At 61.7% G+C, this 25,270-nt stretch carries 26 protein-coding genes and 1 pseudogene; 19 read left to right on the plus strand and 8 right to left on the minus strand.

The genetic code is table 11. The features are described from left to right. Positions 1-67: 67 nt before the first annotated feature. Both ACS4NR_RS09900 and ACS4NR_RS09905 read left to right on the plus strand, forming a co-directional pair. A complete protein-coding gene (locus tag ACS4NR_RS09900) occupies positions 68-937 on the plus strand; it encodes an alpha/beta fold hydrolase (RefSeq protein ID WP_456019909.1) in 870 nt (289 codons plus the stop codon). A 67-nt stretch (positions 938-1,004) separates the two neighbouring features. After that, on the plus strand, positions 1,005-2,003 hold the full coding sequence (locus ACS4NR_RS09905) for an NADP-dependent oxidoreductase (RefSeq protein ID WP_456019911.1): 999 nt from the start codon (positions 1,005-1,007) through the stop codon (positions 2,001-2,003). 13 nt (positions 2,004-2,016) lie between these two features. Here ACS4NR_RS09905 and ACS4NR_RS09910 read toward each other — a convergent pair whose 3' ends face one another. Beyond that, positions 2,017-3,213, minus strand: a complete 1,197-nt coding sequence (locus ACS4NR_RS09910; protein ID WP_456019912.1) for an MFS transporter — start codon at positions 3,211-3,213, stop codon at positions 2,017-2,019. Positions 3,214-3,456: 243 nt separating this feature from the next. Here ACS4NR_RS09910 and ACS4NR_RS09915 point away from each other — a divergent pair, with 243 nt between their 5' ends. From ACS4NR_RS09915 to ACS4NR_RS09935, 5 genes are all read left to right on the plus strand, one after another. Then, positions 3,457-4,389, plus strand: coding sequence for an AraC family transcriptional regulator N-terminal domain-containing protein (locus ACS4NR_RS09915; RefSeq protein WP_456019914.1), 933 nt, complete (start codon positions 3,457-3,459; stop codon positions 4,387-4,389). Positions 4,390-4,477: 88 nt separating this feature from the next. Then, the gene (locus ACS4NR_RS09920; RefSeq protein ID WP_027613020.1) at positions 4,478-4,933 is read left to right on the plus strand and encodes a (2Fe-2S)-binding protein; all 456 of its coding nucleotides are present in this window, start codon (positions 4,478-4,480) and stop codon (positions 4,931-4,933) included. After that, the gene (locus ACS4NR_RS09925) at positions 4,933-7,185 is read left to right on the plus strand and encodes a molybdopterin cofactor-binding domain-containing protein (protein ID WP_456019916.1); all 2,253 of its coding nucleotides are present in this window, start codon (positions 4,933-4,935) and stop codon (positions 7,183-7,185) included. Before ACS4NR_RS09920 ends, ACS4NR_RS09925 begins: the two co-directional genes overlap by 1 nt. Before the next feature lie 17 nt (positions 7,186-7,202). After that, the gene (locus ACS4NR_RS09930; protein ID WP_456019917.1) at positions 7,203-8,555 is read left to right on the plus strand and encodes a c-type cytochrome; all 1,353 of its coding nucleotides are present in this window, start codon (positions 7,203-7,205) and stop codon (positions 8,553-8,555) included. Positions 8,556-8,566: 11 nt separating this feature from the next. Continuing rightward, on the plus strand, positions 8,567-9,571 hold the full coding sequence (locus ACS4NR_RS09935; protein WP_456019918.1) for an XdhC family protein: 1,005 nt from the start codon (positions 8,567-8,569) through the stop codon (positions 9,569-9,571). Positions 9,572-9,658: 87 nt separating this feature from the next. Here the strand turns inward: ACS4NR_RS09935 and ACS4NR_RS09940 are convergent, their stop codons facing one another. The 3 genes from ACS4NR_RS09940 to ACS4NR_RS09950 all read right to left on the minus strand — a co-directional run bounded on the left by ACS4NR_RS09940 (position 9,659) and on the right by ACS4NR_RS09950 (position 11,037). Further along, positions 9,659-9,871 carry a GNAT family N-acetyltransferase gene (locus ACS4NR_RS09940; protein WP_456019919.1) on the minus strand — a complete coding sequence of 71 codons (213 nt, stop codon included), beginning with the start codon at positions 9,869-9,871 and terminating at the stop codon, positions 9,659-9,661. Positions 9,872-9,964: 93 nt separating this feature from the next. Next, positions 9,965-10,306 carry a YajG family lipoprotein gene (locus ACS4NR_RS09945; RefSeq protein WP_027613013.1) on the minus strand — a complete coding sequence of 114 codons (342 nt, stop codon included), beginning with the start codon at positions 10,304-10,306 and terminating at the stop codon, positions 9,965-9,967. Positions 10,307-10,392: 86 nt separating this feature from the next. Then, positions 10,393-11,037, minus strand: coding sequence for an ATPase (locus ACS4NR_RS09950; RefSeq protein ID WP_456019921.1), 645 nt, complete (start codon positions 11,035-11,037; stop codon positions 10,393-10,395). 170 nt (positions 11,038-11,207) lie between these two features. Between ACS4NR_RS09950 and ACS4NR_RS09955 the strand changes: the two genes are divergently transcribed. From ACS4NR_RS09955 to ACS4NR_RS09985, 7 genes and pseudogenes are all read left to right on the plus strand, one after another. Beyond that, positions 11,208-11,456, plus strand: a complete 249-nt coding sequence (locus ACS4NR_RS09955; protein WP_115984976.1) for a hypothetical protein — start codon at positions 11,208-11,210, stop codon at positions 11,454-11,456. 103 nt (positions 11,457-11,559) lie between these two features. Beyond that, positions 11,560-12,717 (plus strand): GGDEF domain-containing protein, encoded by a 1,158-nt coding sequence (locus ACS4NR_RS09960; protein WP_456019923.1) that lies wholly within the window; start codon positions 11,560-11,562, stop codon positions 12,715-12,717. Positions 12,718-12,725: 8 nt separating this feature from the next. After that, a complete protein-coding gene (locus tag ACS4NR_RS09965) occupies positions 12,726-13,220 on the plus strand; it encodes a PaaI family thioesterase (RefSeq protein WP_456019925.1) in 495 nt (164 codons plus the stop codon). A 289-nt stretch (positions 13,221-13,509) separates the two neighbouring features. Beyond that, entirely contained in the window at positions 13,510-13,884 is a 375-nt protein-coding gene (gene rplL, locus ACS4NR_RS09970; RefSeq protein WP_095136452.1) for a 50S ribosomal protein L7/L12, read from the plus strand. Between the two features lie 315 nt (positions 13,885-14,199). Continuing rightward, a pseudogene (locus tag ACS4NR_RS09975) lies at positions 14,200-14,748 on the plus strand (helix-turn-helix domain-containing protein). A gap of 87 nt (positions 14,749-14,835) precedes the next feature. Continuing rightward, positions 14,836-16,380, plus strand: a complete 1,545-nt coding sequence (locus ACS4NR_RS09980) for a class I SAM-dependent methyltransferase (RefSeq protein WP_166497389.1) — start codon at positions 14,836-14,838, stop codon at positions 16,378-16,380. Between the two features lie 204 nt (positions 16,381-16,584). Next, complete coding sequence (locus ACS4NR_RS09985) at positions 16,585-18,714, plus strand: TonB-dependent receptor family protein (RefSeq protein WP_456019926.1); 2,130 nt, start codon at positions 16,585-16,587, stop codon at positions 18,712-18,714. 31 nt (positions 18,715-18,745) lie between these two features. Here the strand turns inward: ACS4NR_RS09985 and ACS4NR_RS09990 are convergent, their stop codons facing one another. The 3 genes from ACS4NR_RS09990 to ACS4NR_RS10000 form a co-directional block, all read right to left on the minus strand. After that, on the minus strand, positions 18,746-19,126 hold the full coding sequence (locus tag ACS4NR_RS09990) for a hypothetical protein (protein ID WP_456019928.1): 381 nt from the start codon (positions 19,124-19,126) through the stop codon (positions 18,746-18,748). A 50-nt stretch (positions 19,127-19,176) separates the two neighbouring features. Further along, positions 19,177-19,473 carry a DUF7660 family protein gene (locus ACS4NR_RS09995; RefSeq protein ID WP_097090373.1) on the minus strand — a complete coding sequence of 99 codons (297 nt, stop codon included), beginning with the start codon at positions 19,471-19,473 and terminating at the stop codon, positions 19,177-19,179. A gap of 73 nt (positions 19,474-19,546) precedes the next feature. After that, positions 19,547-19,915, minus strand: coding sequence for a lysozyme inhibitor LprI family protein (locus ACS4NR_RS10000; RefSeq protein ID WP_456019929.1), 369 nt, complete (start codon positions 19,913-19,915; stop codon positions 19,547-19,549). Between the two features lie 41 nt (positions 19,916-19,956). Between ACS4NR_RS10000 and ACS4NR_RS10005 the strand changes: the two genes are divergently transcribed. The 5 genes from ACS4NR_RS10005 to argE all read left to right on the plus strand — a co-directional run bounded on the left by ACS4NR_RS10005 (position 19,957) and on the right by argE (position 24,175). Beyond that, complete coding sequence (locus tag ACS4NR_RS10005) at positions 19,957-20,187, plus strand: hypothetical protein (protein WP_456019931.1); 231 nt, start codon at positions 19,957-19,959, stop codon at positions 20,185-20,187. 252 nt (positions 20,188-20,439) lie between these two features. Further along, a complete protein-coding gene (locus ACS4NR_RS10010) occupies positions 20,440-21,759 on the plus strand; it encodes a flavin-containing monooxygenase (RefSeq protein ID WP_456019933.1) in 1,320 nt (439 codons plus the stop codon). Between the two features lie 58 nt (positions 21,760-21,817). Then, entirely contained in the window at positions 21,818-22,234 is a 417-nt protein-coding gene (locus ACS4NR_RS10015; protein WP_003225869.1) for a RidA family protein, read from the plus strand. Positions 22,235-22,352: 118 nt separating this feature from the next. Continuing rightward, a complete protein-coding gene (locus ACS4NR_RS10020) occupies positions 22,353-23,030 on the plus strand; it encodes a DUF1028 domain-containing protein (protein ID WP_456019934.1) in 678 nt (225 codons plus the stop codon). Next, the gene (gene argE, locus ACS4NR_RS10025; RefSeq protein ID WP_456019936.1) at positions 23,027-24,175 is read left to right on the plus strand and encodes an acetylornithine deacetylase; all 1,149 of its coding nucleotides are present in this window, start codon (positions 23,027-23,029) and stop codon (positions 24,173-24,175) included. Before ACS4NR_RS10020 ends, argE begins: the two co-directional genes overlap by 4 nt. A 24-nt stretch (positions 24,176-24,199) precedes the next feature. On the opposite strand, the gene ACS4NR_RS10030 is transcribed toward argE, so the two are convergent. Further along, the gene (locus ACS4NR_RS10030) at positions 24,200-25,111 is read right to left on the minus strand and encodes a LysR family transcriptional regulator (protein ID WP_095136462.1); all 912 of its coding nucleotides are present in this window, start codon (positions 25,109-25,111) and stop codon (positions 24,200-24,202) included. Between the last annotated feature and the right edge of the window lie 159 nt (positions 25,112-25,270).

The raw sequence follows: 25,270 nt of genomic DNA on the forward strand, positions 1-25,270 counted from the left end.
CACGCGCGGCGGATTCGATGCAGGCGCAAGTCACTGCATCGAATCCGGCCCGCGATCCGGAGCAGAAATGAATCAAACCCTGGCAAATAACCACACTGGCGCGTCGACGCCATTCAGCAACGCGGCGAACCAGTCGATCACGGTCAACGGCGTTCGCTTCGCTTACCGCGACATCGGCCCCGCGATCGGCGTGCCTCTGGTGCTGTTCAACCATTGGGGCGCCGTGCTGGACAACTTCGATCCCGCGATCATTGATGGACTGGCACAAACCCGACGGGTCATTACCACTGACTATCGCGGTATTGGCGGCTCTGGTGGAACCGCGCCACTGACTGTCGGTGAAATGGCAGACGATGCCATTCAACTGATTCGCGCGCTGGGCTTGGAAACCGTTGATGTACTGGGATTCTCGCTGGGCGGCTTCGTTGCTCAGGACATTGCCCTGAAGGCGCCTGATCGGGTGCGTCGCTTGATTCTGACCGGTACCGGTCCGGCCGGTGGCGACGGCATCGACAGAGTCGGTTCGGTCACCTGGCCATTGATCCTCAAAGGCTTGCTGACCTTGCGCGATCCCAAGGTCTACCTGTTCTTCACCTCGACAGCCAATGGCCGTCGATCTGCGTCGCAGTATCTGCAACGCCTGAAAGCACGCAAAAACAATCGCGACAAAGGCCCGACACCGAGCGCTTTTCTGCGCCAGTTGAAAGCGATCACCGCGTGGGGCCAACAGCCGCCGCAAGACCTCGGACGCTTGCGCATACCCACGCTTATCGTTAACGGCGACAGCGACATCATGGTGCCCAGCGTCAACTCGATGGCGCTGGCCAAGCGTATTCCCAACGCACAACTGGTGATTTATGAGGATGCCGGGCACGGCGGGATTTTCCAGCACTGCGTTGATTTTGTCGCCAAGGCGCAGGCATTCCTCGACGCCTGACGACACGGCGCAGCAACACCGCAACGCGCCAGCTACCCTCCTTACAACCGCCAAGAGCCGCACTACGATGAAAGCATTTCTGATTGATCGCTATGGAAAGAACACCGGGCGCATTGGCGAAGCGTCTGCCCCTGTGGTGGGTGCCCGTGATGTCTTGATCGAGGTACACGCCAGCAGCGTCAATGTGCTGGATTCGAAGATCAGCAGTGGCGAGTTCAAGCTGATTCTGCCCTATGCATTACCGCTGATACTGGGCAATGATCTGGCGGGTGTGGTGGTTGAGGTTGGCTCACAGGTGACGCGGTTCAAACCGGGAGACGAGGTTTACGCTCGCCCGCCGGAAACGCGGATCGGAACGTTCGCCGAATGGATCGCCGTGGACGAAAACGCGGTCGCACGAAAACCTGCCAATACCAGCATGGCACAAGCCGCGTCCCTGCCTTTGGTCGCGTTGACGGCGTGGCAAGTACTGATCGAAACCGCACAACTGAAAAAGGGTCAGAAAGTACTGATTCACGCAGGCTCCGGTGGTGTTGGCAGCATTGCTATCCAACTGGCCAGACACCTCGGCGCCTTCGTCGCCACGACCACCAGCACCGCGAACGTCGAATGGGTCAAGGCACTGGGGGCCGATCTGGTCATCGACTACAAACAGCAAGACTTCGAAAACGTCCTGCACGACTACGATGTGGTGTTGAACAGCCTCGGCGCGGACGTATTGCAAAAATCACTCAAGGTCCTGAAGCCCGGCGGCCAGCTCATTTCCATCTCGGGACCACCCACTGCACAGTTCGCCCAAGAACAAGGCTTGTCCTGGCCATTGCAACAGGTCATGCGCCTGCTGAGCCTCGGTATCCGGCGCAAGGCGCGCAAGCAGGCGGTCAGCTACACGTTCGTCTTCATGCGGGCCAATGGTGCACAACTGCAAAAAATCGCCACGCTGGTCGAGGAGGCAATCATCAGACCGGTGATTGACCGCAGCTTCTCGTTTGCCTCGACGGCAGAGGCGTTGAAGTACGTCGAGCAGGGGCGTGCCAAGGGCAAGGTCGTCGTTACGCTCAAATGACAACGTTTCCCCGTCAACCGGCCGCGTTCGACTCGACCAGATGAACTTCAGTCGCACTGCGACCGGCGCACCAGGCGAGCACCGACGCAATCACCAACACCGCCGCGCTCAGCTCGAAGGTGGCTTTATAACCGCTCAGATCAAACGCCAGGCCACCGACGATGGCCCCTGCGGCGATTGCCAGCTGCACGATGGCCACGAGCAAGCCTCCGCCAGCTTCGGCATCCTCTGGAAGCGTCTGCGCCAGCCATGTCCACCAGCCCACGGGAGCCGCCGTGGCGACCAGCCCCCACAGGCCCAGCAGCACCGCAGTCAGCAGCGGCGATGCGCCGAAGTTGACCAGCGCCAGTGCGATGACCGCCATCATCAGCGGGATAACTGTCAGCGTGCGGTACAGGCCAGTGCCGAGGAATCTTTCGATCACAAAGGTCCCGATGAAACCGGCAAGCCCCAGCCCCAGCAGCATCAAGGACAGGGTTGCAACGCTGACCCCGGTGACCCCCTCCAGAAAGGGCCGCAGGTAGGTAAACAGCATGAACTGCCCCATGAAAAAGACGCTGACAGCGACCATCCCCAAGGCGACCGGCCATTGCTTCATCAGCCGCAGGGCGTTGCCGCTACCGGCCTGACGCTCAAGCTTGAAGGACGGCAGACTGATCAGCAGCCACACGGCCGCCAGCACGGCGACCGGAACCACGCAGAAGAACGCGCCGCGCCAGCCTATCAACGCGCCGAGGAAACTCCCCGCCGGAGCGGCGATTACCGTCGCCAGCGCGTTGCCGCCGTTGACGATCGCCAGTGCCCGGGACACTTGGTCAGGCTGCACCAGACGCATCGCGGTTGCCGCCGACAACGACCAGAAACCGCCAATGGCGATGCCGATCAAGGCCCGCCCGAACATGAACGACGGATAGCCCGGCGCGAACGCGACCACCGTACCCGAGACGATCATCAGCAAGGTCAGACCCAGCAACAGCTTCTTGCGCTCGATGCGAGCAGCGACCGCTGCAATCACCAGACTGGTCACCAGGGCGAATGCTCCGGACACGGAGATCCCCTGCCCGGCCTGCCCCTCGGTGATGTGCAGTTCGGCGGCAATCGGCGTCAGCAGGCTGACCGGCATGAATTCTGAAGCGACTAAAGCGAAAGCGGCCAACGACATGGCCAGCACCGCGCTCCAGCCGCGTTGTTCTGTAGAAAGAGAAGTCATTGAAACTACCTGTATTGCGAGAGGCGTCCGGGCGATTGCCCGGACGCACTGTTTTTCACAGTGCCAGGATCGCATCGTCGAATCGCGTCAATCCCGTAATGGTTTGACACATTCTCCCGGTCGATTTGCCTCTGCCCTAGTGCATTCCTCTTGAATGCTTGCCTGATCCTCTGAGGTTGCAGGGTGGTGTATAGGAAACGCCTGTGCAGCGGATTAGAGTTCGTTCAACAGGAGTTGCCCGACATGATCCCTACCCCGCTGCGCCACGAATCACCTTTGGCGTTGAACATTGACTCGCGCGTGAGCGTAGCGGGCGACTTCGCCACGTCGATAGCCGGCCTGTCGCTGTTTCGTCGCGATCAGCCGGCGCCACCGACCGTGTGCATGATCGAGCCGAGCCTGATTCTGGTGGGCCGTGGGGAAAAGCGCTTGTGGGTCGGCGGTGAGGGTTACAGCTACGACCCTTCACGGTTTCTGGTCACCTCGCTGGATCTGCCCGCCAATTCCGAAGTGATGCTTGCCAGCCCCGAGCAACCCTGCGTCGGGCTGGTGCTGAAACTGGATGTCGGCATGCTTGCCGAGATCCTCAGCAAAGGTGGCTTGCCTGCGAAACGGCAGCCGTCGACGAACACCGGCGCTGGTATTGGCAACATGTCTTCCGCTCTGGAAGGTGCGCTTGAGCGCCTGCTGGCATTGCTTGACGAGCCTGAAGCGATCCCGGTGTTGGCGCCGCTGGTGCTGCGGGAAATCCACTATCGGCTGCTCCATACCGATCAAGGCGCGCGGCTGCGGCAGATCACGGCCGTCGATGGCCAAGGTTATCGCATCGCCAAAGCCATCGACTGGCTCAAGGTCAACTACACCGAGGCGCTGCGCATCGATGAACTGGCGGCGCGGGTGCAAATGAGCGCGCCGACCTTTCACCATCACTTCCGCCAGCTCACCGGCATGAGTCCGCTGCAGTACCAGAAGTGGCTGCGACTGAACGAGGCGCGCCGGCTGATGTTGATGGAGCGTCTGGACGTTTCGCGAGCGGCGTTTGCGGTCGGTTATGAAAGTCCCTCGCAGTTCAGCCGCGAATACGCACGCCTGTACGGCACCGCACCCAGTCGGGACATCGCGTTGCTGCGTGGCGAACCCTTCGCCGCAGAAACGCTGGGCAACGCGGCCAGTTGAGCAAAGAACACGCTTTACCGGTGAGGCGCCACGCAGCGTTTCACCGCTTATAAAAATGCACGTCAACCGATGATCGAGCGGGTGAACCATGGAACTACGAATCAACCAGAAAACCTATCAGGTCGATGCCGACGCCGATACGCCCCTGCTGTGGGTGATCCGCGATGATCTGGGCATGACCGGCACCAAGTACGGCTGTGGATTGGCGCAGTGCGGCGCCTGTTCCGTGCTGGTGGACGGCAACGTGGTGCGCTCATGCGTCACACCGGTGGCCGGAGTGGTCGGCCGCGAGGTCACCACCATTGAGGCGATCGAGGCCGATGACGTGGGCAAACGCGTGGTCTCGACCTGGGTTGATCTGCAGGTCGCCCAGTGTGGCTACTGCCAGTCCGGGCAGGTGATGGCGGCCACGGCGCTGCTCAAGCAAAACCCCAAGCCAAGTGACGCGCAGATTGAGGCGGCGATGGTCAACCTGTGCCGCTGCGGCACGTACAACGCCATTCATGCCGCTGTGCATGAGCTGGCCGGCAAGGGAGATGCCTGATGAACGTGCGTATCGATCCTGCTCAGGAAGCATCAGCACTGGCTCTGCATGAACCGATCAATGTGTCGCGCAGACGTTTTCTGACCGGCACCGCCGTCGGCGCACTGGTGCTCGGTTTCGGCCTGCCACTGGGCACGACTCGCGTGCAAGCGGCAGTGGCGGCCGCGACTGCCGAGCGCGGCACGCAGGTGCCGGCGTTTCTGGAAATTCGCCCGGACAACCGCGTGCGCCTGCTTTGCCCGTTCATGGAAGGCGGGCAAGGTACGTTCACCGCGATGGCGCAGATCGTCGGTGAAGAACTGGATGCCGACCCGTCGACGTTCCTGGTCGAAGCCGCACCGCCCGGCGAAGCCTATGTGGTGATGGAAAACGGTATGCGCATCACCGGCGGCAGCATGTCGGTGCGCATGAGTTACCCGGTGATGCGCCGCCTCGGCGCCCTCGCCCGCGCCATGCTGCTGCAGGCCGGTGCGCAGAAACTTGGGGTGCCGGTCAGCGAACTGAGCACCGAACCCGGCAAAGTCGTGCACGCCAAGTCCGGGCGTTCGGTGGCCTACGGCGAACTGGCCGAGCACGCCATGGATCTGCCGGTTCCCGATCCGGCCTCGGTGCAGTTGCGTGATCCGAGCCAGTTCCGCTGGATCGGCAAACCGGTGAAGCGCGTCGATGCCTACGACAAGTCCACGGGCAAGGCGCTCTACAGCATCGACCTGAAGGTCGACGACATGCTGCACGCCGCCGTTCAACATGCACCGCGTCTGGGGATGACCGTGGGCAATTTGCGCAACGAAGAGCAGGTCAAGGCAATGAAAGGCGTGCATTCCGTGCATCGCCTGCCGGGGGCCGTGGCGGTGGTGGCCGAGCGCTGGTGGCACGCCAAACGTGCAGTGGAAGCGATTCAGGTCGACTGGCAGGAACCCACGGCCGACAGCCAGGTACGCTCGATGCCCGCGGATTTTTCCAGTGACGCCTGGCTTAAGCGCCTGGCTGACGACAAAGGCCCGGCCAGGGATGATGAAAATGAGGGCGACGTGGCTGCAGTTCTGGCCAGCGCCAAGACGCGGATTGACGCCACTTACCACAACCAGTACCTGAACCACGGCCAGTTGGAGCCGCCATCGGCGCTGGCCCAATTCAATCCCGACGGTTCGCTGGAAGTCTGGCTGCCGAATCAGGCGCCGGACATGTTCCGTGCCGACATCGCCAAACGCACCGGGCTGGATCCGTCGCGCATCACCTTGCATTCGCCATTGCTGGGGGGCTTCTTCGGTCGGCATTTCCTCTACGACGCCGCCAGTCCCTACCCGCAGGCAATCGAGTTATCGAAAGCGGTTGGCCGCCCGGTCAAACTGATCTGGAGCCGCGAGGAAGAGTTCCTGCGCGACGTGCTGCGTCCGGTGGCAGCGGTGAATTTCCGTGCCGCGCTGGACAACGACGGCTGGCCGCTGGCAATCGAAGCGATCAGCGCCACCGAAGGCCCGACCGAGGCGCTGGCCGGCAAACAGGGTGAAAAACTCGACCCGACGGCGCTTGAAGGCTTGTCGGGCAAGTCCTATGCGATCCCCAACAAGCGCATCGCGCAGATCTACGCCAAAGGCCCGGCGATGCTGGGTTACTGGCGTTCGGTGGGCAACTCGCTCAACGACTTCTTCTACGAATCGTTCCTTGACGAACTGGCCGACAAGGGCGGCAAGGACCCGTTCGAACTGCGCCTGCATCTGCTGCGCGACAACCAACGACTGACCACGCTGCTGCAAGCCGTGGGCGAGCTGTCGGGGGGCTGGAAGCGTGGGCCGTTCACCGCGGCGGACGGCAGCAAACGTGCGCGAGGCGTGGCGATGGCGTCGCCGTTCGGGACCCAGACGGCGGTGATCGCCGAGGTTTCCATCGAGCACGGTCAGGTCAAGGTGCACGACATCTGGCAGGCGATCGACCCCGGCAGCATCGTCAATCCGGCGATTGTCGAAGCGCAGGTCAATGGCGCGGTCGCGCTGGGACTGTCGCAGACCCTGGTGGAGGAAGCCGTGTGGATTGATGGCAAACCGCGCGCGCGCAACTACGACTTGTATCCGATCCTGCCGCCTGCGCGGATGGCCCGGGTCCACGTGCGTGTTGTCGAGAGCGGGGAAAAAATGGGCGGCATCGGCGAACCACCGTTGCCCGCTGTCGCGCCCGCCGTCGCCAATGCGGTGGCAACGCTGACCGGCCAACGGGTGCGCAGCCTGCCCATGAGCCGCCACACCTTCAGTTGATCAGCGCCGGAGCGTCCATGAATAACAGCCGATTCGCAAGAACCGCAGGCTGGCTGGCAGTGCCGTGCCTGGTCGCGGCAGGCCTGCTGGCCTGGTATGTCACCCGCGAGCCTCTCTCGCACCTTGAAAACGACCAAACCGCCGTGGCCGATATCGACCCGGCGCTGGTGGCTCGTGGCGAATACGTCGCCCGACTCAGCGATTGCGTGGCATGCCACAGCGTGCCGGGCGGTGCGCCGTTCGCTGGCGGCCTGGAAATGGCCACGCCACTTGGCGCGATCCACGCGACCAACATCACCCCGGAGCCGGAAGCCGGCATCGGTCGCTACAGCCTGGCGGACTTCGACCGTGCGGTGCGCCACGGCGTAGCGCCCGACAGCCGTCGTCTGTACCCGGCGATGCCCTACCCGTCCTACGCCAAGCTCAGTGACGACGATGTGCGGGCGCTGTACGCGTTCTTCATGAAAGGCGTGGCACCGGTCAAGCAGGCGAATATCCCGAGTGCGATTCCTTTCCCGTTGAACCTGCGCTGGCCGATTGCGTTGTGGAACGGTGTCTTCGTCGATACCGAACCTTACGTGGCCAAACCGTCGCAGGATGCCGTGTGGAATCGCGGCGCTTATCTCGTTCAAGGCGCCGGGCACTGCGGCAGTTGCCATACGCCGCGCGGTCTGGCGTTCAACGAGAAGGCTCTGGATGAATCCGCCACGCCGTACCTCGCTGGCGCCTTGCTCGATGGCTGGTACGCGCCGAGCCTGCGTGATGATCACAACACCGGCCTGGGCCGCTGGAGCGAGCCGGAGATCGTGCAGTTCCTCAAGACCGGGCGCAACAAACACGCAGTGGTTTACGGCTCGATGACCGAGGCGTTCAACAACTCCACGCAGTTCATGAGCGATGACGATCTGACCGCGATCGCACGCTATCTCAAGTCATTGCCCGGGGACCGTCAGCGCGACGGCCAGCCATGGCAGTACCAGGCGGTTTCGGCGACGGAACGTCTGGACGCGCCCGGTGCTCATACCTACGTCACGCGCTGTGCTTCGTGCCACGGTTTGGACGGCAAGGGCCAATCCGAATGGATGCCGCCGCTGGCCGGCGCCACTTCGGCACTGGCCAAGGAAAGCGCCTCGGCGATCAACATCACCCTCAACGGTTCGCAACGGGTGGTGGCCGCCGGAGTACCGGACGCCTATCGCATGCCAGCCTTCCGCGAGCAGTTGTCGGATCAAGAGATCGCCGAAGTGCTGACCTTCATGCGCAGCACCTGGGGCAATCAGGGCAGTGCCGTTGAAGCGCAGGCCGTCAACAAGCTGCGTGAACGTACGGATCCGGCCAGCAGCAGCCCGATCATCCTGCAAATGCGTTAGAGGAACGTTTGATGGAAAGCATCGACTTGCTGGTCCTGCGCACCGCGCGGGACTGGCTCGCCGCCGGCGAGCGAGTGTTGCTCGCCACGGTGGCGCGCACATGGGGCTCTTCGCCGCGCCCGACAGGCTCGATGATGGCCTTGCGTAACGACGGGCGTGTGGTCGGCAGCGTGTCCGGCGGCTGCATTGAGGACGACCTGATCGATCGCTACACCACCGCGCATGGCGGCAGCGGCCTCAAGGACAGTGCGCCCGAGGTGGTGCGCTACGGCGTCAGCGCCGACGAGGCGCATCGTTTCGGTTTGCCCTGTGGCGGCACGCTTGAGCTGATTCTCGAGTTCAACCCGTCGTGGCAGGTGCTGGACGAACTGCTGGTGCAACTGGATGCCGGGCAACTGGTGCGCCGCTGCCTGGCACTGGATAACGGTCGCGTCACACTGCAGGCCACGGCCACCCCGGAGCAATTCAGTTTCGACGGCCAACAAATGCTCAATACCCTCGGGCCGGGGTATCGGCTGCTGATGATCGGTGCCGGCGCGCTGGCCGAGTATCTGGCGACCATGGCGCTGTTCAACGGCTTCAAGGTCGCGGTGTGCGACCCACGTGCCGAATACATCGACACCTGGGCGGTGAACGGTGTGGAGCGGATCATCGGCATGCCCGATGACGTGGTGCGCGACTTCGCGGTCGATCTGCGCACCTGCATCGTCGCCTTGAGTCATGATCCGCGACTCGACGATCTGGCACTGCTCGAAGCCCTGCACAGCCCGGCGTTTTACATCGGCGCCATCGGTTCGCGGCGCAACAGTCAACTGCGCCGCGAACGTCTGATCGAGCATTTTGGTGAGACCCAGGCATCACTCGAACGGCTGCACGGGCCAATCGGCATCTACATTGGCAGCAAGACACCGGCGGAAATCGCCGTCAGCGTGATGGCCGAGATCCTGGCCGCGAAGAATGGCGCCAGCCTGCCGAAGGCGCTTTCGATTGCCAGAGCCAAGGCGCAGGAAGCCTGAGTGGCTGGCGGACATGTTAAGCGCCTGCGTGATGACGCTGAATCAACCTTCAACGTGAGGCGGCTGCACGGGTGAACTGCTGTTCCGTCACCACGCTGCCCCACTTATCGCGTCAAAACCCTGCTGATCGCAAAACTCCACTGCCGCGCTCAGCAGTTGCCGTCCGACGCCACTGCCGCGGCAGCCGTCGTCGAGGATGAACCAGCGCAAATGCGCCTGATTGTTGCCCAGATCCTGGCCGTTGATCGCGATGGCAAGCGTTCGATTGCCGACGTCACCACAGCAGCAAATGTCAGGCAAAAAAAGCCCCGCAACCGAATGAGGTGCGGGGCAAAGTATTGGTTGGTTGCGGCCAACCAAAGGAGCTAGGTTAAAACGGTTTGTGCAGCCGGGTCAGATGCAGTCCTGGGCGGCGCGTTCAAAACTGGAAGGCAGGAAATTCGAGGCCAGCAAGTGACGCTCGTAGATGAACACCTTGCCGCCGTTGCCGGCCTTGTAGGCTTCCAGCACGTTGTCGGCCGACACCTTGCTTGGCACCACGATCCGATAGCTGCGCTGGGTCTGCGAGACGGTCGGGTTCAGCGCACTGCCCTGCAGCTTCGGCACCACGCAATCGGCGTATTGCGCTGGAGTCTTGCGGGTCTGCAAGGTAAGCGTCGGGTCGTTCGGTGCGGAGGCGCAACCGGCGAGCAGCAAGGAGGCAACGGCCAGGGTCGGGGCAAACAAAGCACGCATCGGGGTAATCCTGAAAATAAAGGTTCGGTTCAACTGGCAGCGGTTCAGCGTCACGGTGCCGCCGCTGCCCTTTTGGTTTTGAATGTTCAGCTGGACGCCACTAGCGCCTTGAGCGATACATCGAACTGCTTCAAGGCATTGAGTTGCAGGTCACGTTGTTGCTCGATCTGCGCGGCAATCTCATGCGCCGCTTTGTCGTGGACCCAGACCGCCGGGATCTGTTTCTCCACCGAGCCTTCAGCCTTGCCGATGTACTGCAGGTCGGCATCGTAGAAACGCGCGATGAAATGCGCCTCGTACAGACTGTTCTGCTGGGTCAGCAGGCGGTTGAAGGTGTCCAGTTTCACCACGATGTCCGGATGCGCCAGAATCAGCGCATCGAGGTTGTCGTAAACAGTCACCGACATGAACTGGCGTTGCAGCGAGCTGAGCAACCAGTCGATCGCCAGTTCCGGGTCGGAGCTGCTGACGAAGGCGGCGCGGATTCGCGAATCCAGGGCATCCTTGGCACCGTGCAGCGCCATGTCGTGGTATCGCGTCAGGTATTGCAGGTTTTCCCGGGTGTTTTCGCTGTACAACACACCCACGGTCTGTGAATGCTGCAAAGTCGCGCTGCTGCCGGCGATGGGCTGAAGACGACACGCACAGACGTCGCCGGCGTAAGACGGTGCCGTGGCTACCATGCCGCTCATCAGCAGAGCGGTCAGCACCAGTCGGGTCAGGGTCTTCATCGCGCAATTTCCTTGAGCTGCGTTTTCAATGAAGGCAATTTTCCGCCTATTGCCTGCAAAGCTGAACTTGCGTTTCGTGATGGTCACTATTACTTCTAGCGATAGTTGCGCACGATAAAGACAGGTACACACTCATCCCCAATGACTAAAACAACAGTGAGGAAGCCGATTTGAGAACCTTTGACCTGATCCGCGACGCGGTTTTGCCCGACTTTCGCGAGCGGGTGGCGGAATACCTGGTGCAGTACGAAAACGTGTTGCTGGACAAGGCCATCACCGATGCGCGGCTCAAGCGCGATACCGCCAATCAGTTGCGCGGCTATCTGCGTGGGTTGAACACTACGCGGGTGCTGGGCATGGCTTATTGGGAAGAACTGGATCGGCGGGTCGTCGACACCTGGCTGACGCCTCACGAATGAGCGTGGACGCCGGTCGGTGACGATCGTATGCGGCGCCTGCCAAAACGGCCCCGAACGCTTACAATCGGCGGCCTTACCGACCTTCTGACAGGCTCCCCCGGAAATGCCGCTCGACCCACCAACGATGCTGACCATCTCGATCGCTCTCGCAGCCGCTGCCGCGCTGTATCTGGCGGTCGAGTGGCGCAGCATTCGTGAGCCTTCGCTGCTGTTCTGGAGCGCCGGTTTCGCCACGATCACCGTCGGCTCCACCCTGGCCCTGCTGCGCAGCAACGGCTTTTTGCTGATTGGCATCTGGTTCGCCAACGGCTTGCTGGTGACCGCGCACTTCCTGTTTCTGCTGGGGGTGGCGCGGTTCACCCAGATCCGCCTGTCACGCGCCTGGTACCTGATCTTCCTCTGCTGGCTGGTGATGCTGTTGCTGCCGGACGGGCCGCTGTGGTCGAAAGTCATGCTCGCCGCCAACTCGCTGCTGGTGGCCGCCTCGACGCTCAAGGCCAGCCTGCTGCTGCGCCCGCATGGCAAATCGCTGAGCGTCGGTGCGGTGCAATTGCGCTATGTGCTGCTCGGTCACGGCATCTTCTATGTGGCCAAGGCCCTGACCGTGGTGATCCCCGGAACGCTGATCGACCTGGCTGCATTCCGTGGCGTAATCATCCAGATCTCGCTGGTCGAGGGTGCGATGGCGATCATGTTGATCGCGCTGTCGATGACCGGCACCGAACGCTACCGGCGCGAGGAGCAGATCGCCCGACTGGCCGCCCGCGATCCACTGACCGCTCTCTACAACCGCCGCGCCCTCGACATGCGCGCGCCGGGTCTGCTGCGGGGCGTGTCGACGGCGCATCCCGGCGCCCTGCTGCTGATCGACATCGACAACTTCAAGTCGGTCAACGATCAGTACGGCCACAGCGCCGGCGACCGTTTACTGGTGGCCTTGAGCGAAATGATCCGCGCCGAGACCACCGATGAGGCACTGGCCGCCCGTTTGGGCGGCGACGAGTTCGTGATTTTGCTGAGCAACGCGCCCAGTGATCACATCGTCAGACTGGGCGACGCCCTGCGCGATCAGTTTCAGCGCATTGCGATCCAGACATTTCCCACCGCCGAGCCAGTGACACTGAGCATCGGCGCCACGCTGTTCAACCAGCCACCGGCCAGCCTCGCGGCATTGATCGAACAAGGCGACGCCGCGCTGTATGAATCCAAGCGCGGCGGCCGCAACCGCCTGCGCCTGACCGGGCTCACCACTTCAGGATGACCAGACCCATGACCCGTTCCGAGACACCCCTGCAAGACCTCGCCGCCCCCGAAGGCGTCTGCTACGGCTGCGGCGGCCGCAACCCCCATGGCTTGCACGTCAAAAGCTACTGGCACGAGGACGGCGTGCACGTCATGGCCGAACATCTGCCGGACGACAAATACTGCGGCTGGCCGGACCTGGTGTACGGCGGCCTGCTGGCGATGCTGGTCGACTGCCATTCCAACTGGACCGCGATGGCTTATCACTACCGTGACGAACAACGTGAACCGGGCAGCCTGCCGCGCATCGACTGCGTCACCGGCAACCTCGGCCTCAAGTTCATCAAACCCACACCGATGGGCGTCACCCTGACCTTGCGCGCCAGGGTCGAAGGCGAAGTCGGGCGCAAGACGCGGGTGATTTGCGAGGTGTATGCCGGGGAGGTGCTGACTGCGGTAGGTGATTCGGTGTTCGTACGGGTCGATACCGGGCAACTGGCGGACGCGGCACACGGGCGCTGACTCCACACGCTCCCCTGTAGGAGCTGCCGCAGGCTGCGATCTTTTGACGTTGACCTTCAAAAGCAGAATCAAAAGATCGCAGCCTTCGGCAGCTTCTACAGGGGACGCTTGGTGGATATGAATCCTCGCGGCGGCGCGCAAGGAGCCGGCCTATTAAAGCCGATGTTTAGTTTTTTTGGCTTGAGAAGTAATTATTAAACAATCTGAAAAACTGTAATTTCTATCAGGTGCCAAGTCTCCGGTAAGCAGTGATGCTTTTAATTCACTTTGTATTACAGGAGAAAGCCCCATGGTTTCCAAATTAGATATTATTGACGCACTCTCACCAGACTCCGTACTGCAAACAGACGATCTGGTTAAAGCACTAGAGGAGGAGTTCGGAACCACGAAAACGGTACCGAATGCCGCAGCCCCATCGGACTCGTCTTCCGACATTTCGAATCAGTCACGTTTCACAGTAATTCTTGAACCTGTTGAGGCAAGCCAAAAGGTGGCGGTCATAAAAATGGTTCGAGAATACACCGGTCTGGGTCTGAAAGAGGCAAAAGAACTCGTGGATAGCGCTCCAAAACCAGTGGAAAAAGAACTCTCGAAAACTGATGCAGAGGCCCTGAAAAAAAAACTGGAGGCAGTAGGCGCGACAGCGTCGCTCAAGCAGGTTTAGGGAATTCGTAGAACTTGCAGAAGAGCAGTTGAACCGTACGAAACCCTGACCTGACATACCGCCCGAGGCAGCACGCCACTCAAACCCTCCAGAGCGCGCCAACCCCTTGGGCGTTATGCTGTTTGAATCCCCACGCTCCCCTGTAGGAGCTGCCGAAGGCTGCGATCTTTTGACGTTGACCTTCAAAAGCAGAATCAAAAGATCGCAGCCTTCGGCAGCTCCTACAGGTATGACGTTTGAGCAAACCCGGCTAGGCGTGCCGACCCGGAAATCGACGAGGCTATGGCAGAACGCACTTCCAGGAGCTTCCAACCCGTGTCCGACCTGCCGACCCACCGCGCCTATACCCGGCGCTTCAACAGCGTGCTCGCCTACATCGATGCCCATCTCGAAGGTGACCTGTCGGTGAATACGTTGAGTCAGTTGGCGAACTTTTCGGTGTTTCACTTCCATCGGCAATTCAGCGCGTTCGTTGGCGTGCCGGTCTCGCGCTACGTGCAACTGATGCGCTTGCGCCGGGCTGCACATCGGCTGGCCGCGCAGCCGGATCATTCGATACTGGAGGCCGCGTCTGGCGCCGGATTCGAAAGTCCGGAAGCGTTCAGTCGAGCGTTCCGGCGTGACTTCGGCATGACACCCAGCGCCTTCAGGAAGCAACCGAACTGGCAGACCTGGAATGCGGTATGACTCTCCATGTTCCCCCTGTAGGAGCTGCCGCAGGCTGCGATCTTCTATCGCGACTGGCTGCCCGACAGTGGTGAGGAATTGCGCGATCATCCGCTGTTTTTCCATTACCTGAGCGTCTATCCCGAAACCCCACAGGATCAGTGGCAGACGGATATCTACGTGCCTTTGCAATCGTAAGATTCACTTACATGTTTTTCCGCTTGTGGTGCACGTTGCCAACCCCTTATAAGAGCGGCTCTCACTCGCGAATTGAAGGATGCACCCATGAGCAATGCCTGGAACGAAGGGTATTTTACCGACGAGGGTTACACCTATTCGTACAGCCGGGAAATCAACCCGGTGTTCCAGCGTTTTTGTTTGTTGTTGCGCGGTTTTGCCACCCTGGAAGGCAGCGGCGGCTACCACTGCGAACTGGGCTTTGGTCAGGGGGTGTCGATCAACATCCACGCCGCCGCCAACCCGGGCAACTACGTCGGCACCGATTTCACGCCGTCCCAGGCCGCACATGCCATGGCGCTGGCGAACGACTGGAACAGCCAGGCCCGTCTATATGACGACAGCTTCGAGCAACTGCTGGCCCGCGATGATCTGCCGGCCTTCGACAGCATCAGCCTGCATGGCATCTGGTCCTGGGTCAGCCGCGACAATCAGCAACTGATCGTCGAGTTCGCCCGTCGCCACCTCAAGCCCGGCGGCATGTTGTACGTCAGCTACAACTGTTTCCCGGGCTGGTCGCCTTCGGCGCCACTGCGCAATCTGTTCAGCCTGCACAACCGCTTTGCCAGCCAGGCCTCGACCAGCCCGGCCAAACGCATCGATGCCGCGGTGCAGTTTTCCGAAACGCTGCTGGCGGCCAATCCGAAGTACGCCAGAGCGGCGCCGGCCCTCGGTGCGCAGTTGCAGAGCATCAAGGGCCAGAACCGTCAGTACGTGGCCCATGAGTATTTCAATCGCAACTGGGACTGCATGTATTTCATCGACGTGGTCGATGCCATGACCGCGGCCAAACTCGACTACGCCACCACCGCCGTACCGCTGGACACCGTGGCCGCGCTGAACCTGAGTGCAGAAGGCATGGACTTTCTGGAAGGTATCGAGCACCCGATCATGCGCGAACAGGCGCGCGACTACTTTATCAATCAGAATTTCCGCCGGGATCTGTACGTACGCGGCGCCAATCGGCTGTCTGCCGCCGAGCAACGCGATGGCCTGCTGAGAAGCCGTTTTGTCCTGTTGCAAGCCATCGACAGCATTCCCGGCACGGTCTCAGGCCCTGCGGGCGAGGCGTCCTTACAGGCGGACATTTACCGCCCGGTGCTCGCAGCGCTCGCCGCCAATGCCTACGAAGCGAAAACCTTGCAGCAGTTGTCGATGGCCGTCGGCGCCGTGTCTTATGACGACCTGGTGCAGGCTGTTACCGTGCTGATCGGTATGGGCGTCGCCGCCCCGTGCCAGAGTGAATCCGCCGAAAGGCAGGTGCAGGAACGTTGCGACACCCTCAACCTGCAACTGTGCAAGCGCGCCCTGTTCAACAGCAACATTCAGGTGCTGGCCAGCCCGGTCACCGGCGGTGGCGTGCCAATCAGCCGCGTGCAGCAGCTGTTCCTGATTTCGATCAAGCAAGGCATGACCGACCCGCAAGACTGGGCGCAGTTGGCGTGGGCCGTCATCGGTGAGCAGGGCGAAGTGCTGCACAAGGGTGACCAGCCGCTGCTCACGGCCGAAGAAAACCTTGCCGAGATGACCGAACAGGCCCGGGCATTTGCCCAGACACCGCTGGACATTCTTATAGCGCTGAAGATTGCTTGATCCTGATATACGCCGGGCGACTGGCCGCGATAGAAGCGGCCAGTCGCCCGGCGTATATGGCCCTGACTGCCGCCTCCTGAGCCATCCTGCCCCCGCCTGCCACGCAGCACCCCGTTAAAAAAAGCAAAATTGCCATGTGTTTCCGTCGTTCCTTCTTGCGTCGCACTGTTCATTGCCCGTTCCTGTCTGCCTGGAGTTTCTTCGATGCCGTCGCCCAAATCCCTGCCCTCTGCCCTGCTGGGCCTGGCCCTCGCCTGCCCGGTCATGGCCGAGGAACCCAAGAGCATGGAGTTGGGACAGGTACTGATTTCGGCTGAGGAACAAAGCGGCGCCGAGGCCTCCGTGGCCGATGCCCAAGCACGTCTGACGCAAGTCCCCGGCGGCAGCAACGTGGTCGACATGCGCCAGCCGTCGCAGGGCCGAGTGGCGAGCAATCAGGATGTGCTGGCGTATCAGCCGGGGGTCTACGCGCAGTCGGCGGGTAATGAAGGGGTGAAAATCTCGATCCGTGGTTCGGGGATCAACCGCGCACCGGGCGCGCATGCCTCGGGGTTGTACACGATGCTCGACGGCCTGCCGCTGACCGGCCCCGGCGGCACGCCCTACGAATTGCTTGAACCGCTGTGGCTCGACCATGTGGAGGTGCTGCGCGGCGCCAATGGCTTTGATCGCGGCGCCCTGGCGCTGGGCGGCGCTGTCGATTACGTCAGCCACACCGGCTACGACGCGCCGAAATTGCAGGTGCGCTATGCCACCGGCAGCCACGGTTATCAGCAGCGTCAGGTGAGTTCCGGGCAGGTGCTGGGCGACTTCGATTACTACGTGTCGCTGACCGACTCGAACGCCGACGGCTATCAGGATCACACCACCAGCGAGAGCAAAGGCGTGATCGCCAACTTCGGTTATCGCTTCAATCCGAACCTGGAAACCCGCTTCTATTTCCGCTATCGCGAGACCGACAACGACCTCGCCGGCCGCGTGACCAAGCATTCGATCGAGCACACTCCGCGGGCGGCCAACCCGGCCTATGTGGCGCGCGATGACAGCCGCAAACAACCGGGCAGCACCTTCATCGGCAACAAGACCACCTACTACATCGACGATGATTCGAGCATCCAGACCGGGCTGGTCTATCACGACTACCCGATGGACCTGCGCGAAGGCCCGAACCGCCTGAAAGTGGCCTACACCGATGTCAGCGGCACGTTCGACTACAAGCGCCGCGACACCTTGTTCGGCATGGAAAGCCGCAGCACTGTCGGCCTGCGCACCACCAAACACCTGCCCAACGACGGCGCCAGTGAATTCGTGCGCATCCCGTCCGGCAACACCGCCGCGTATGCGCCGGGCACCCGCATGCGCAACTTCACCTATCAGGGTTCGGACACCGTTCTGCACGTGGGCAACGACCTGGAAATCGCCGACGACCTGTGGCTGACCACCGGCCTCGCCGCCATCTACACCCGCCGCGAAAGCGCCGTCACCTACCCGCAAAGCGGTGGCAAGACCAGCCTGAACGACTGGGATTACGCGCCGCGTCTGGGCCTGCGCTATCAGGTCACGCCAGACCTGCAACTGTTCGGCAACCTCAGCCGTTCGGTCGAAGCACCGCACCCGTGGTCGCTGATCTACAGCTCGAACATCCGCTTCCCGGCCGGCAGCGGTGCGGCAACCGGCACCCAGAGCGACCCGATCAAACTGCAGAACCAGACCGCGACCACCCTCGAACTCGGCGGTCGCGGCGACAGCGCGCTCGGCCAGTGGAGCCTGGCGTGGTACTACGCCCAGGTGCGCCACGAATTGCTGTCGGTACTGCCGGACGCCAACGCCGTCACCCCGTACGAACTCAACGCCAGCCCCACCGTGCACCAAGGCGTGGAAGCCAGTCTGCAGAGCACGCTGTGGTCAGCCGAAGACGGACGTAAATTGAGCCTGCACCAGGCCTACACCTTCAGCGACTTCCACTACCGCGACGACCAGCGTTTCGGCGACAACCGCCTGCCCGGCCTGCCGATGCACTTCTACCAGGGCGAACTGCGCCACGACTGGCCGCAGGGCTTCTTCGCGGCGTTCAACACGCAACTGGTGTCCAAGGTCGCGGTGGATTACGCCAACAGCTACTACGCCGATCCCTACGCACTGTTCGGCGCCACCGTCGGCTACAACGCGCCGGAAAACGACTGGCAAACCTGGCTCGACCTGCGCAACCTGACCAACAAGCACTACGCCGCGACGGTGACGCCGGGGTATGACGACAAAGGCCAGGATGCGGCGCGGTCTACGCCGGGTGAAGGGCTCGGGGTTTATGTCGGGGTGTCGTGGAGTTTGCTCTGACGGTTTGCATACTCGGCAACCCGCCGGGTTACTACTCCAACGTAGGCAAATGATTACGCAAAATATTCTCCAGCCCCGGCCGCGTATGTTTCTCCCAAGGGCAAACATCCTGCGCATCGCCTGTGTGCAGATACTCGCCGGCATCAAATGCCTGATAGATGTCAAAGGCTGGCTGGGGCATTTCTTCATGCATGGACACATCAACGATGGGGCTGATAAGTGCATTCATCACTTCATCGCCAAACTCAAAATCACGCGTGTTTGACAGGAAATCTCTGGCTACGGCGATCGAGACTTGATTAAGCAGATCGCGACGCTCGACCTGCAGCCGCTCACAAAAGGGTTGCAGATCGATGGTCAAACCTTCTTCAATCGCTTCCAACATGACCAGATGAAGGTCAGCTTCACTCAACGGCCTACTTATCACACATTTTCCTGCTCTGTTCTTGATGCTCGCCCGGTTCACTCATAAAACTTGCCGGCCAGCAAAATGCTCGCGCAGCGCTGCCATACGTTGGCCGAAGATTCCTCTGCTGCCACCTGCCTGGAACTGTCGATTGCCCAGGCACCTGCTGCCTCAAGAAACGCATCCACAGATCCATTTTCCCAACCCAACGCGCCCCGACCATAGGGTAACAGCGGTTCGTTCATCGTCCGCTCACGGGCGAAATCGGCACCCAGTGCCTGAATAAATGTGATGAACGATCGCTCGTCGTTCACACGCTCTAGCAACTCATCAAGATCATCAGAGCCAGACATCGTGGCAATTTCCTGTTGGCGAATGGTTTGCCCGGGATGCTGCTATGCATCGCCCGGAGGGTCAACCAGTCCGTCAAAACGGCCCCTGCGTCATCACCCGCGTCTCGATGATGCTGCGCAGCGCGTTAACCCGCTTCTGATACAAACCAGTCAAACACCCAACCTTCGCGCCACAGGCCTTGCGGCTTTTGAGGAAGTCCTGCTGCTCACCGATCAAAGCATCGCGCCCGCCCATCGGCAGCAGGCGTTTGTCGAGGCTGAACAGCTCGCCCATGGTTACGTCCAGATCGTTCAGCGTGCGGTTGGCGCAGACCGCTTTTTCGTCTGCGGCTTTGGCCTTGGCGCAGTCGAAACTGGCGGCGTGTGCCGAATTGGCAGCGATCAGCAGCGCACAGCCGAGGGCGGCAGCGGTCACCCGTGAAATTTCTCGAACTCGTGTCATGTCGTCGTATCCAACGTTGTAAGTCAATGGAGGTATGAGAAATGAAAAGCACCGACGACAGCAAGCCTGCAACCCCGCATAACGCACCACCACTCGATTCCTCGGGCAAACCGGTGGATGTGGTGCGCCGCGATCTGCAGGACCGCGACGACGACACCCGCGCCGTGGATGAGGTCATTACACCGACGTCCATTCGCGAAAAAGAACAGGACGCCGAGGAACTCAAGCGCAAGACCGATGCGATTGAACGCAAGGTTGCCGACGGCAACTGAGGCGACGCTCCCCGTCCTGAAGTAGAATTTTCTCCTCTCTGTCCCGGGTTTTCCTGCCCGGGACAACTCACCCCCCCTACCCTGAAACCCTCGGTTTTACTGAGCTTTTCCTGTCTGCTTCAGCAATTTGTATTCACAGCCCAGCTTAATAATATTTTACCGATACACCCCTCCTGCCTAGTCTGACCGCAAGCAAAACGGACAAGCCTGAAGCGATCCGAATCCACTTGCCTTGCCAGGAAGGATGTAGAAATGACCACTGAAATAATAAAAACAGACACGCTTGTCGTGGGCGCCGGACAGGCGGGTGTGGCGATGAGCGAGCACCTGAGCAAACTCGGCGTGCCGCACCTGGTGCTGGAACGCAGCCGCATTGCCGAACGCTGGCGCACCGGGCGCTGGGACTCGTTGGTGGCCAACGGTCCGGCGTGGCACGACCGCTTTCCGGGGCTGGAATTCGATGATGTCGATCCCGACGGTTTCGCCCCCAAGGAGCGTGTGGCGGACTATTTCGAAGCCTATGCGAAGAGATTCAACGCGCCGATCCGCACCGGAGTCGAGGTCAAAAGCGTGGTGCGCAATGTCGGGCGTCCGGGCTTCACCGTCGAGACCTCGGAAGGGGTGATCGAGGCCAGCCGCGTAGTCGCGGCGACCGGACCGTTCCAGCGCCCGGTGATCCCGCCGATCGCGCCGCAAGACCCGCGTCTGTTGCAGATCCACTCCGCCGACTATCGCAACCCGCAGCAACTGCCCGACGGCGCGGTGCTAGTGGTGGGTGCCGGTTCGTCGGGCGTGCAGATTGCCGATGAATTGCAGCGTTCCGGCAAGCAGGTGTATCTCTCGGTCGGCGCTCACGACCGTCCACCGCGTGCCTATCGCAACCGTGATTTCTGCTGGTGGCTGGGGGTGCTCGGCGAGTGGGATCAGGCGGCGATGAAACCCGGCCGCGAGCATGTGACCATCGCGGTCAGCGGCGCACATAGCGGGCGCACCATTGACTTCCGTGGCCTGGCGCATCGCGGCATGACCCTGGTCGGCGTGACCGAGTCGTTCAATAACGGCGTGGTGACCTTCAAGCAGGATCTGCGCGACAACCTCAAGCGTGGCGACGAAAACTATCTGGCGCTACTGGATGCCGCCGATGCCTACATCGAACGCAATGGCCTGGATCTGCCCGAAGAACCCGAGGCACGCGAAACCTATCCGGATCCCGAGTGCGTGAAACATCCGCTGCTCGATCTCGATCTGGCCAAGGCCGGGGTCACCTCGATCATCTGGGCCACCGGGTTCGCCGTGGACTATTCCTGGCTGCAGGTCGCAGCGTTTGACGACAAGGGCAAACCGCAGCACCAGCGCGGCGTGTCCAGCGAGCCGGGGGTGTATTTCCTCGGACTGCCGTGGCAGTCGCGCCGTGGTTCGTCGTTCATCTGGGGCGTGTGGCATGACGCCAAACACGTGGCCGACCACATCGCCACCCAGCGTAAATACCTCGATTACAAGGATGCCGAGCAGCGTGAAGCCGCCCTGCATTCGACCGCCAACACCAAAGCCGCCGATACCGTCGACGCTTGATTGCCCTCTTTCGCGGCGGTGCCCGGTGCGCCGCTGAACACCTAGTCTGGAGCTGTACATGAGCAAGCCAACCCACACCCGCATCCGTATGTTCAACACCAAGGACACCTACCCGAATCAGACGCTGGACAACGACCTGTGCCAGGCCGTGCGCGCCGGCAACACCGTGTATGTGCGTGGTCAGGTCGGCACTGATTTCGACGGCAATCTGGTGGGCCTCGGTGATCCGCGCGCACAGGCCGAACAGGCGATGCGCAACGTCAAACAGTTACTGGAAGAAGCCGGCAGCGACATGAGCCACATCGTCAAGACCACCACTTACCTGATCGACCCGCGCTACCGCGAGCCGGTGTATCAGGAAGTCGGCAAGTGGCTCAAAGGCGTGTTCCCGATTTCCACCGGGCTGGTGGTGTCGGCATTGGGGCAGCCGCAGTGGCTGATGGAGATTGATGTGGTGGCGGTGATTCCCGAGTAAGCCGGCAGACCGAGTCGCGGCTATCGCGAGCAGGCTCACTCCTACAAGGGAACGCATTTCAAGGTAGGAGTGAGCCTGCTCGCGATGAGGCCATTCCAGACACACAAGGAGTAAACAGATGACCTTTTCAATCGCAGCCCGTTGCCCCGAAACCGGCCAGTTCGGTGTCGCCATCAGTTCCTCGAGCATCGCCGTCGGCGCACGCTGCCCGTGGCTGCTGCCGGGTGTCGGCGCGGTGTCGAGCCAGAACATCACCCTGCCGTCCCTCGGCCCGGAAGTGCTGGCGCTGATGGAACAGGGCCAGGCGCCCGACGCGGCGCTGGACCAGGTGCTGACCCGCAACGGCTACAGCCAGTACCGGCAGATCACCGCGATCAACCACCTCGGCCAGACCGCGCATTTCAGCGGTGCGCAGACCCTCGGCGTGCACAACGCGGCCTCCGGCGAACAATGCGTGGCCGCCGGCAACATGCTCGCCGGGCGTGCGGTAATCGAGGCAATGGTCAGTGCCTTTGAAGACGGCGAAGGTCAATTGGCCGATCGCCTGCTCAAGGCTTTGCACGCCGCACAAGCCCTCGGTGGCGAAGCCGGGCCGGTGCATTCGGCGGCCGTGGTGGTGGTCGGCGAACAGACCTGGCCGATCGTCAATTTGCGCGTTGATTGGGCCGACGAAGACCCGATCGGCCAGTTACAAAAACTCTGGGACGCCTATCAGCCGCAGTTGCAGGACTACATCGACCGCGCGCTCGACCCGGCCAAGGCACCGGGCTATGGCGTTGCCGGTGATGATCGATGAACAGCGTCGCGTTGCTCAGGACGCTGGTGGGCTTCGACACCACCAGCCGCGAATCCAACCTGCAATTGATCGAGTTCGTGCGCGACTACCTCGCTGGCTTCGATGTGCCGTGCGAGCTGATCTACAACACCGAGCGCAGCAAGGCCAATCTGTTCGCGACCATTGGCCCGGCCGAGCAACCGGGCATCGTACTCTCGGGGCACACCGATGTGGTGCCGGTCGATGGTCAACCATGGACAGTAGCGCCGTTCGAACTCAGCGAACACGACGGCAAGCTGTTCGGGCGCGGCACCGCAGACATGAAGGGCTATATCGCCTGCGTGCTGGCCCTGGTGCCGGCGCTGGTCGCTGCAGACCTGCGCATACCGGTGCACATCGCCCTGTCTTACGACGAAGAAGTCGGCTGCCTCGGGGTGCGCTCATTGCTCGCCGAACTGCAGCAGCGCCCGGTCAAACCGCTGCTGTGCATCATCGGTGAACCCACCGAACTGAAACCGGTGCTCGGCCATAAAGGCAAACTGGCGATGCGCTGCGACGTGCACGGGCATCCATGCCATTCGGCCTACGCACCGCTGGGGGTCAACGCCATCGAATACGCCGCCGAGCTGATCGGCGAACTGGGGCGCATCGGCCAACAACTAAAGGCCCCCGAGCAGCACGACGCGCGTTTCGATCCGCCCTACAGCACGGTGCAGACCGGTGTGATCAGCGGCGGCAAGGCCTTGAACATCGTGCCCGCCGATTGTCGCTTCGACTTCGAAATCCGTGCCCTGCCCTCGCAGGATCCGACCCTGGTCGCGCAGCAGTTGCAGGCCTACGCCGAGCAGCAAGTGCTGCCGCGCATGCGGGCAGTGAGCGAGCACAGCGCGATTCGTTTCAGTGAGCTGTCGGCCTATCCGGGTCTGGCCACCGATGCGCAGAGTCAGGCCGCGGAGTTGATCGCGGCGTTCTGCGATTCGCAGGAGTTCGGCACCGTAGCGTTCGGCACCGAGGGCGGGCTGTTCGATGCGGCGGGTATTCCCACGGTGGTTTGCGGCCCCGGCAGCATGGATCAGGGGCACAAACCCGACGAGTTTGTCAGTCGTGCGCAACTCGATGCCTGCGATGCGATGCTGCAACGGATGCTGGCCTCGATTCGCGCCTGATCATTTCGGCCTGACGGCCTGCCTTCAGGCGTGCAGTCGGGCCAATTCCTCCCGGCAATGATCAACGAACAACTGCACCGGTTTGGTCAGTTGCACCCGGCGCAGCCAGGCTGCCGACAAGCCCGAGCCGGTCACGGTTTCCGCCAGCGGCACGCACACCACTTTCTGCCCGTCGTAGGTGTATTCGCCGAACGGCCGGGTCACCAGAATCGAAAAGCCAAAACCGCGCCCGACCATGCCGCGCACCATCTCGATCGACGGTGAGCTGAAGACGATGTGCGGGGTCAGTCCGCGCTCTTCGAAAATGCTCACGAAGTAGGTGCGGCTGGGCACCACGTCGAGCAGGATCATCGGTTCCAGCACCAGATCGTGCAGCGAGACTTTCGCCTGTTGCGCAAAACGGTGGTCGGCCGGTAGCAACGCGTAAGGCTGCTGCGGCGGCATCAGCGGCGTGGTGTCGATGGTGGTGTCGAGGTCATGTTCGAAGAGCATCGCCACATCGATGCTGCCGGCGGTCAGCGCCTGCACCAGTTCCTGTTGTTCGCCATCGCGAATGCGGATTTCCACGCCCGGCCAGCGCTGCTTGAACCCGGCGATCAGGCGCGGCAGGTACAGCGGTGCCACCGTTTCGAAACAGCCGATATCGATCTGCCCGGAGACCACATCATTGTCGGCCAGCGCGTTCTGCTCGAACTCATGCGCCACCCGCAGCAACTCCAGCGCCTTGCGATAAAACCGCGATCCACTGGGCGTCAGCGACACACCCTGGGCGTGATGGCGGATAAACAGCTGCACACCGAAGCTCTCTTCCAGATGCTTGATCGCGGTGGAAACCGACGGCTGGGCGATGTAGAGCTTGCGCGAGGCTTCGGCGACGCTGCCGCAATCGGCGGTGGTGACGAAGTATTTGAGCTGGCGCAGGTTGTAGGCGGCCATATGAACCTCTGCAAGTGAGACAACGCTTTTGTGGTGAGGGAGCTTGCTCCCGCTTGAGTGCGCAGCACTCACAATATCAGGGGACGTGGCGCAATATTTGGGGCCGCTTCGCTGCCCAGCGGGAGCAAGCTCCCTCGCCACAGGAAAGGGTTCGCCTCT

The organism is Pseudomonas sp. JQ36 (genome assembly GCF_053851495.1).

Excerpts from the sequence above, each read along its gene's own strand:
- ACS4NR_RS09950 (WP_456019921.1), bottom strand. The coding sequence starts at position 11,037 with ATGAAGACCCTGACCCGACTGGTGCTGACCGCTCTGCTGATGAGCGGC.
- ACS4NR_RS09965 (WP_456019925.1), top strand. The coding sequence starts at position 12,726 with ATGACCCGTTCCGAGACACCCCTGCAAGACCTCGCCGCCCCCGAAGGC.
- ACS4NR_RS09945 (WP_027613013.1), bottom strand. The coding sequence starts at position 10,306 with ATGCGTGCTTTGTTTGCCCCGACCCTGGCCGTTGCCTCCTTGCTGCTC.
- argE (WP_456019936.1), top strand. The coding sequence starts at position 23,027 with ATGAACAGCGTCGCGTTGCTCAGGACGCTGGTGGGCTTCGACACCACC.
- ACS4NR_RS09920 (WP_027613020.1), top strand. The coding sequence starts at position 4,478 with ATGGAACTACGAATCAACCAGAAAACCTATCAGGTCGATGCCGACGCC.
- ACS4NR_RS10030 (WP_095136462.1), bottom strand. The coding sequence starts at position 25,111 with ATGGCCGCCTACAACCTGCGCCAGCTCAAATACTTCGTCACCACCGCC.
- rplL (WP_095136452.1), top strand. The coding sequence starts at position 13,510 with ATGGTTTCCAAATTAGATATTATTGACGCACTCTCACCAGACTCCGTA.
- ACS4NR_RS09960 (WP_456019923.1), top strand. The coding sequence starts at position 11,560 with ATGCCGCTCGACCCACCAACGATGCTGACCATCTCGATCGCTCTCGCA.
- ACS4NR_RS09900 (WP_456019909.1), top strand. The coding sequence starts at position 68 with ATGAATCAAACCCTGGCAAATAACCACACTGGCGCGTCGACGCCATTC.
- ACS4NR_RS09915 (WP_456019914.1), top strand. The coding sequence starts at position 3,457 with ATGATCCCTACCCCGCTGCGCCACGAATCACCTTTGGCGTTGAACATT.
- ACS4NR_RS09925 (WP_456019916.1), top strand. The coding sequence starts at position 4,933 with ATGAACGTGCGTATCGATCCTGCTCAGGAAGCATCAGCACTGGCTCTG.
- ACS4NR_RS10000 (WP_456019929.1), bottom strand. The coding sequence starts at position 19,915 with ATGACACGAGTTCGAGAAATTTCACGGGTGACCGCTGCCGCCCTCGGC.
- ACS4NR_RS10010 (WP_456019933.1), top strand. The coding sequence starts at position 20,440 with ATGACCACTGAAATAATAAAAACAGACACGCTTGTCGTGGGCGCCGGA.
- ACS4NR_RS09905 (WP_456019911.1), top strand. The coding sequence starts at position 1,005 with ATGAAAGCATTTCTGATTGATCGCTATGGAAAGAACACCGGGCGCATT.
- ACS4NR_RS09980 (WP_166497389.1), top strand. The coding sequence starts at position 14,836 with ATGAGCAATGCCTGGAACGAAGGGTATTTTACCGACGAGGGTTACACC.
- ACS4NR_RS09930 (WP_456019917.1), top strand. The coding sequence starts at position 7,203 with ATGAATAACAGCCGATTCGCAAGAACCGCAGGCTGGCTGGCAGTGCCG.
- ACS4NR_RS09935 (WP_456019918.1), top strand. The coding sequence starts at position 8,567 with ATGGAAAGCATCGACTTGCTGGTCCTGCGCACCGCGCGGGACTGGCTC.
- ACS4NR_RS09910 (WP_456019912.1), bottom strand. The coding sequence starts at position 3,213 with ATGACTTCTCTTTCTACAGAACAACGCGGCTGGAGCGCGGTGCTGGCC.
- ACS4NR_RS10020 (WP_456019934.1), top strand. The coding sequence starts at position 22,353 with ATGACCTTTTCAATCGCAGCCCGTTGCCCCGAAACCGGCCAGTTCGGT.
- ACS4NR_RS10005 (WP_456019931.1), top strand. The coding sequence starts at position 19,957 with ATGAAAAGCACCGACGACAGCAAGCCTGCAACCCCGCATAACGCACCA.
- ACS4NR_RS10015 (WP_003225869.1), top strand. The coding sequence starts at position 21,818 with ATGAGCAAGCCAACCCACACCCGCATCCGTATGTTCAACACCAAGGAC.
- ACS4NR_RS09995 (WP_097090373.1), bottom strand. The coding sequence starts at position 19,473 with ATGTCTGGCTCTGATGATCTTGATGAGTTGCTAGAGCGTGTGAACGAC.
- ACS4NR_RS09985 (WP_456019926.1), top strand. The coding sequence starts at position 16,585 with ATGCCGTCGCCCAAATCCCTGCCCTCTGCCCTGCTGGGCCTGGCCCTC.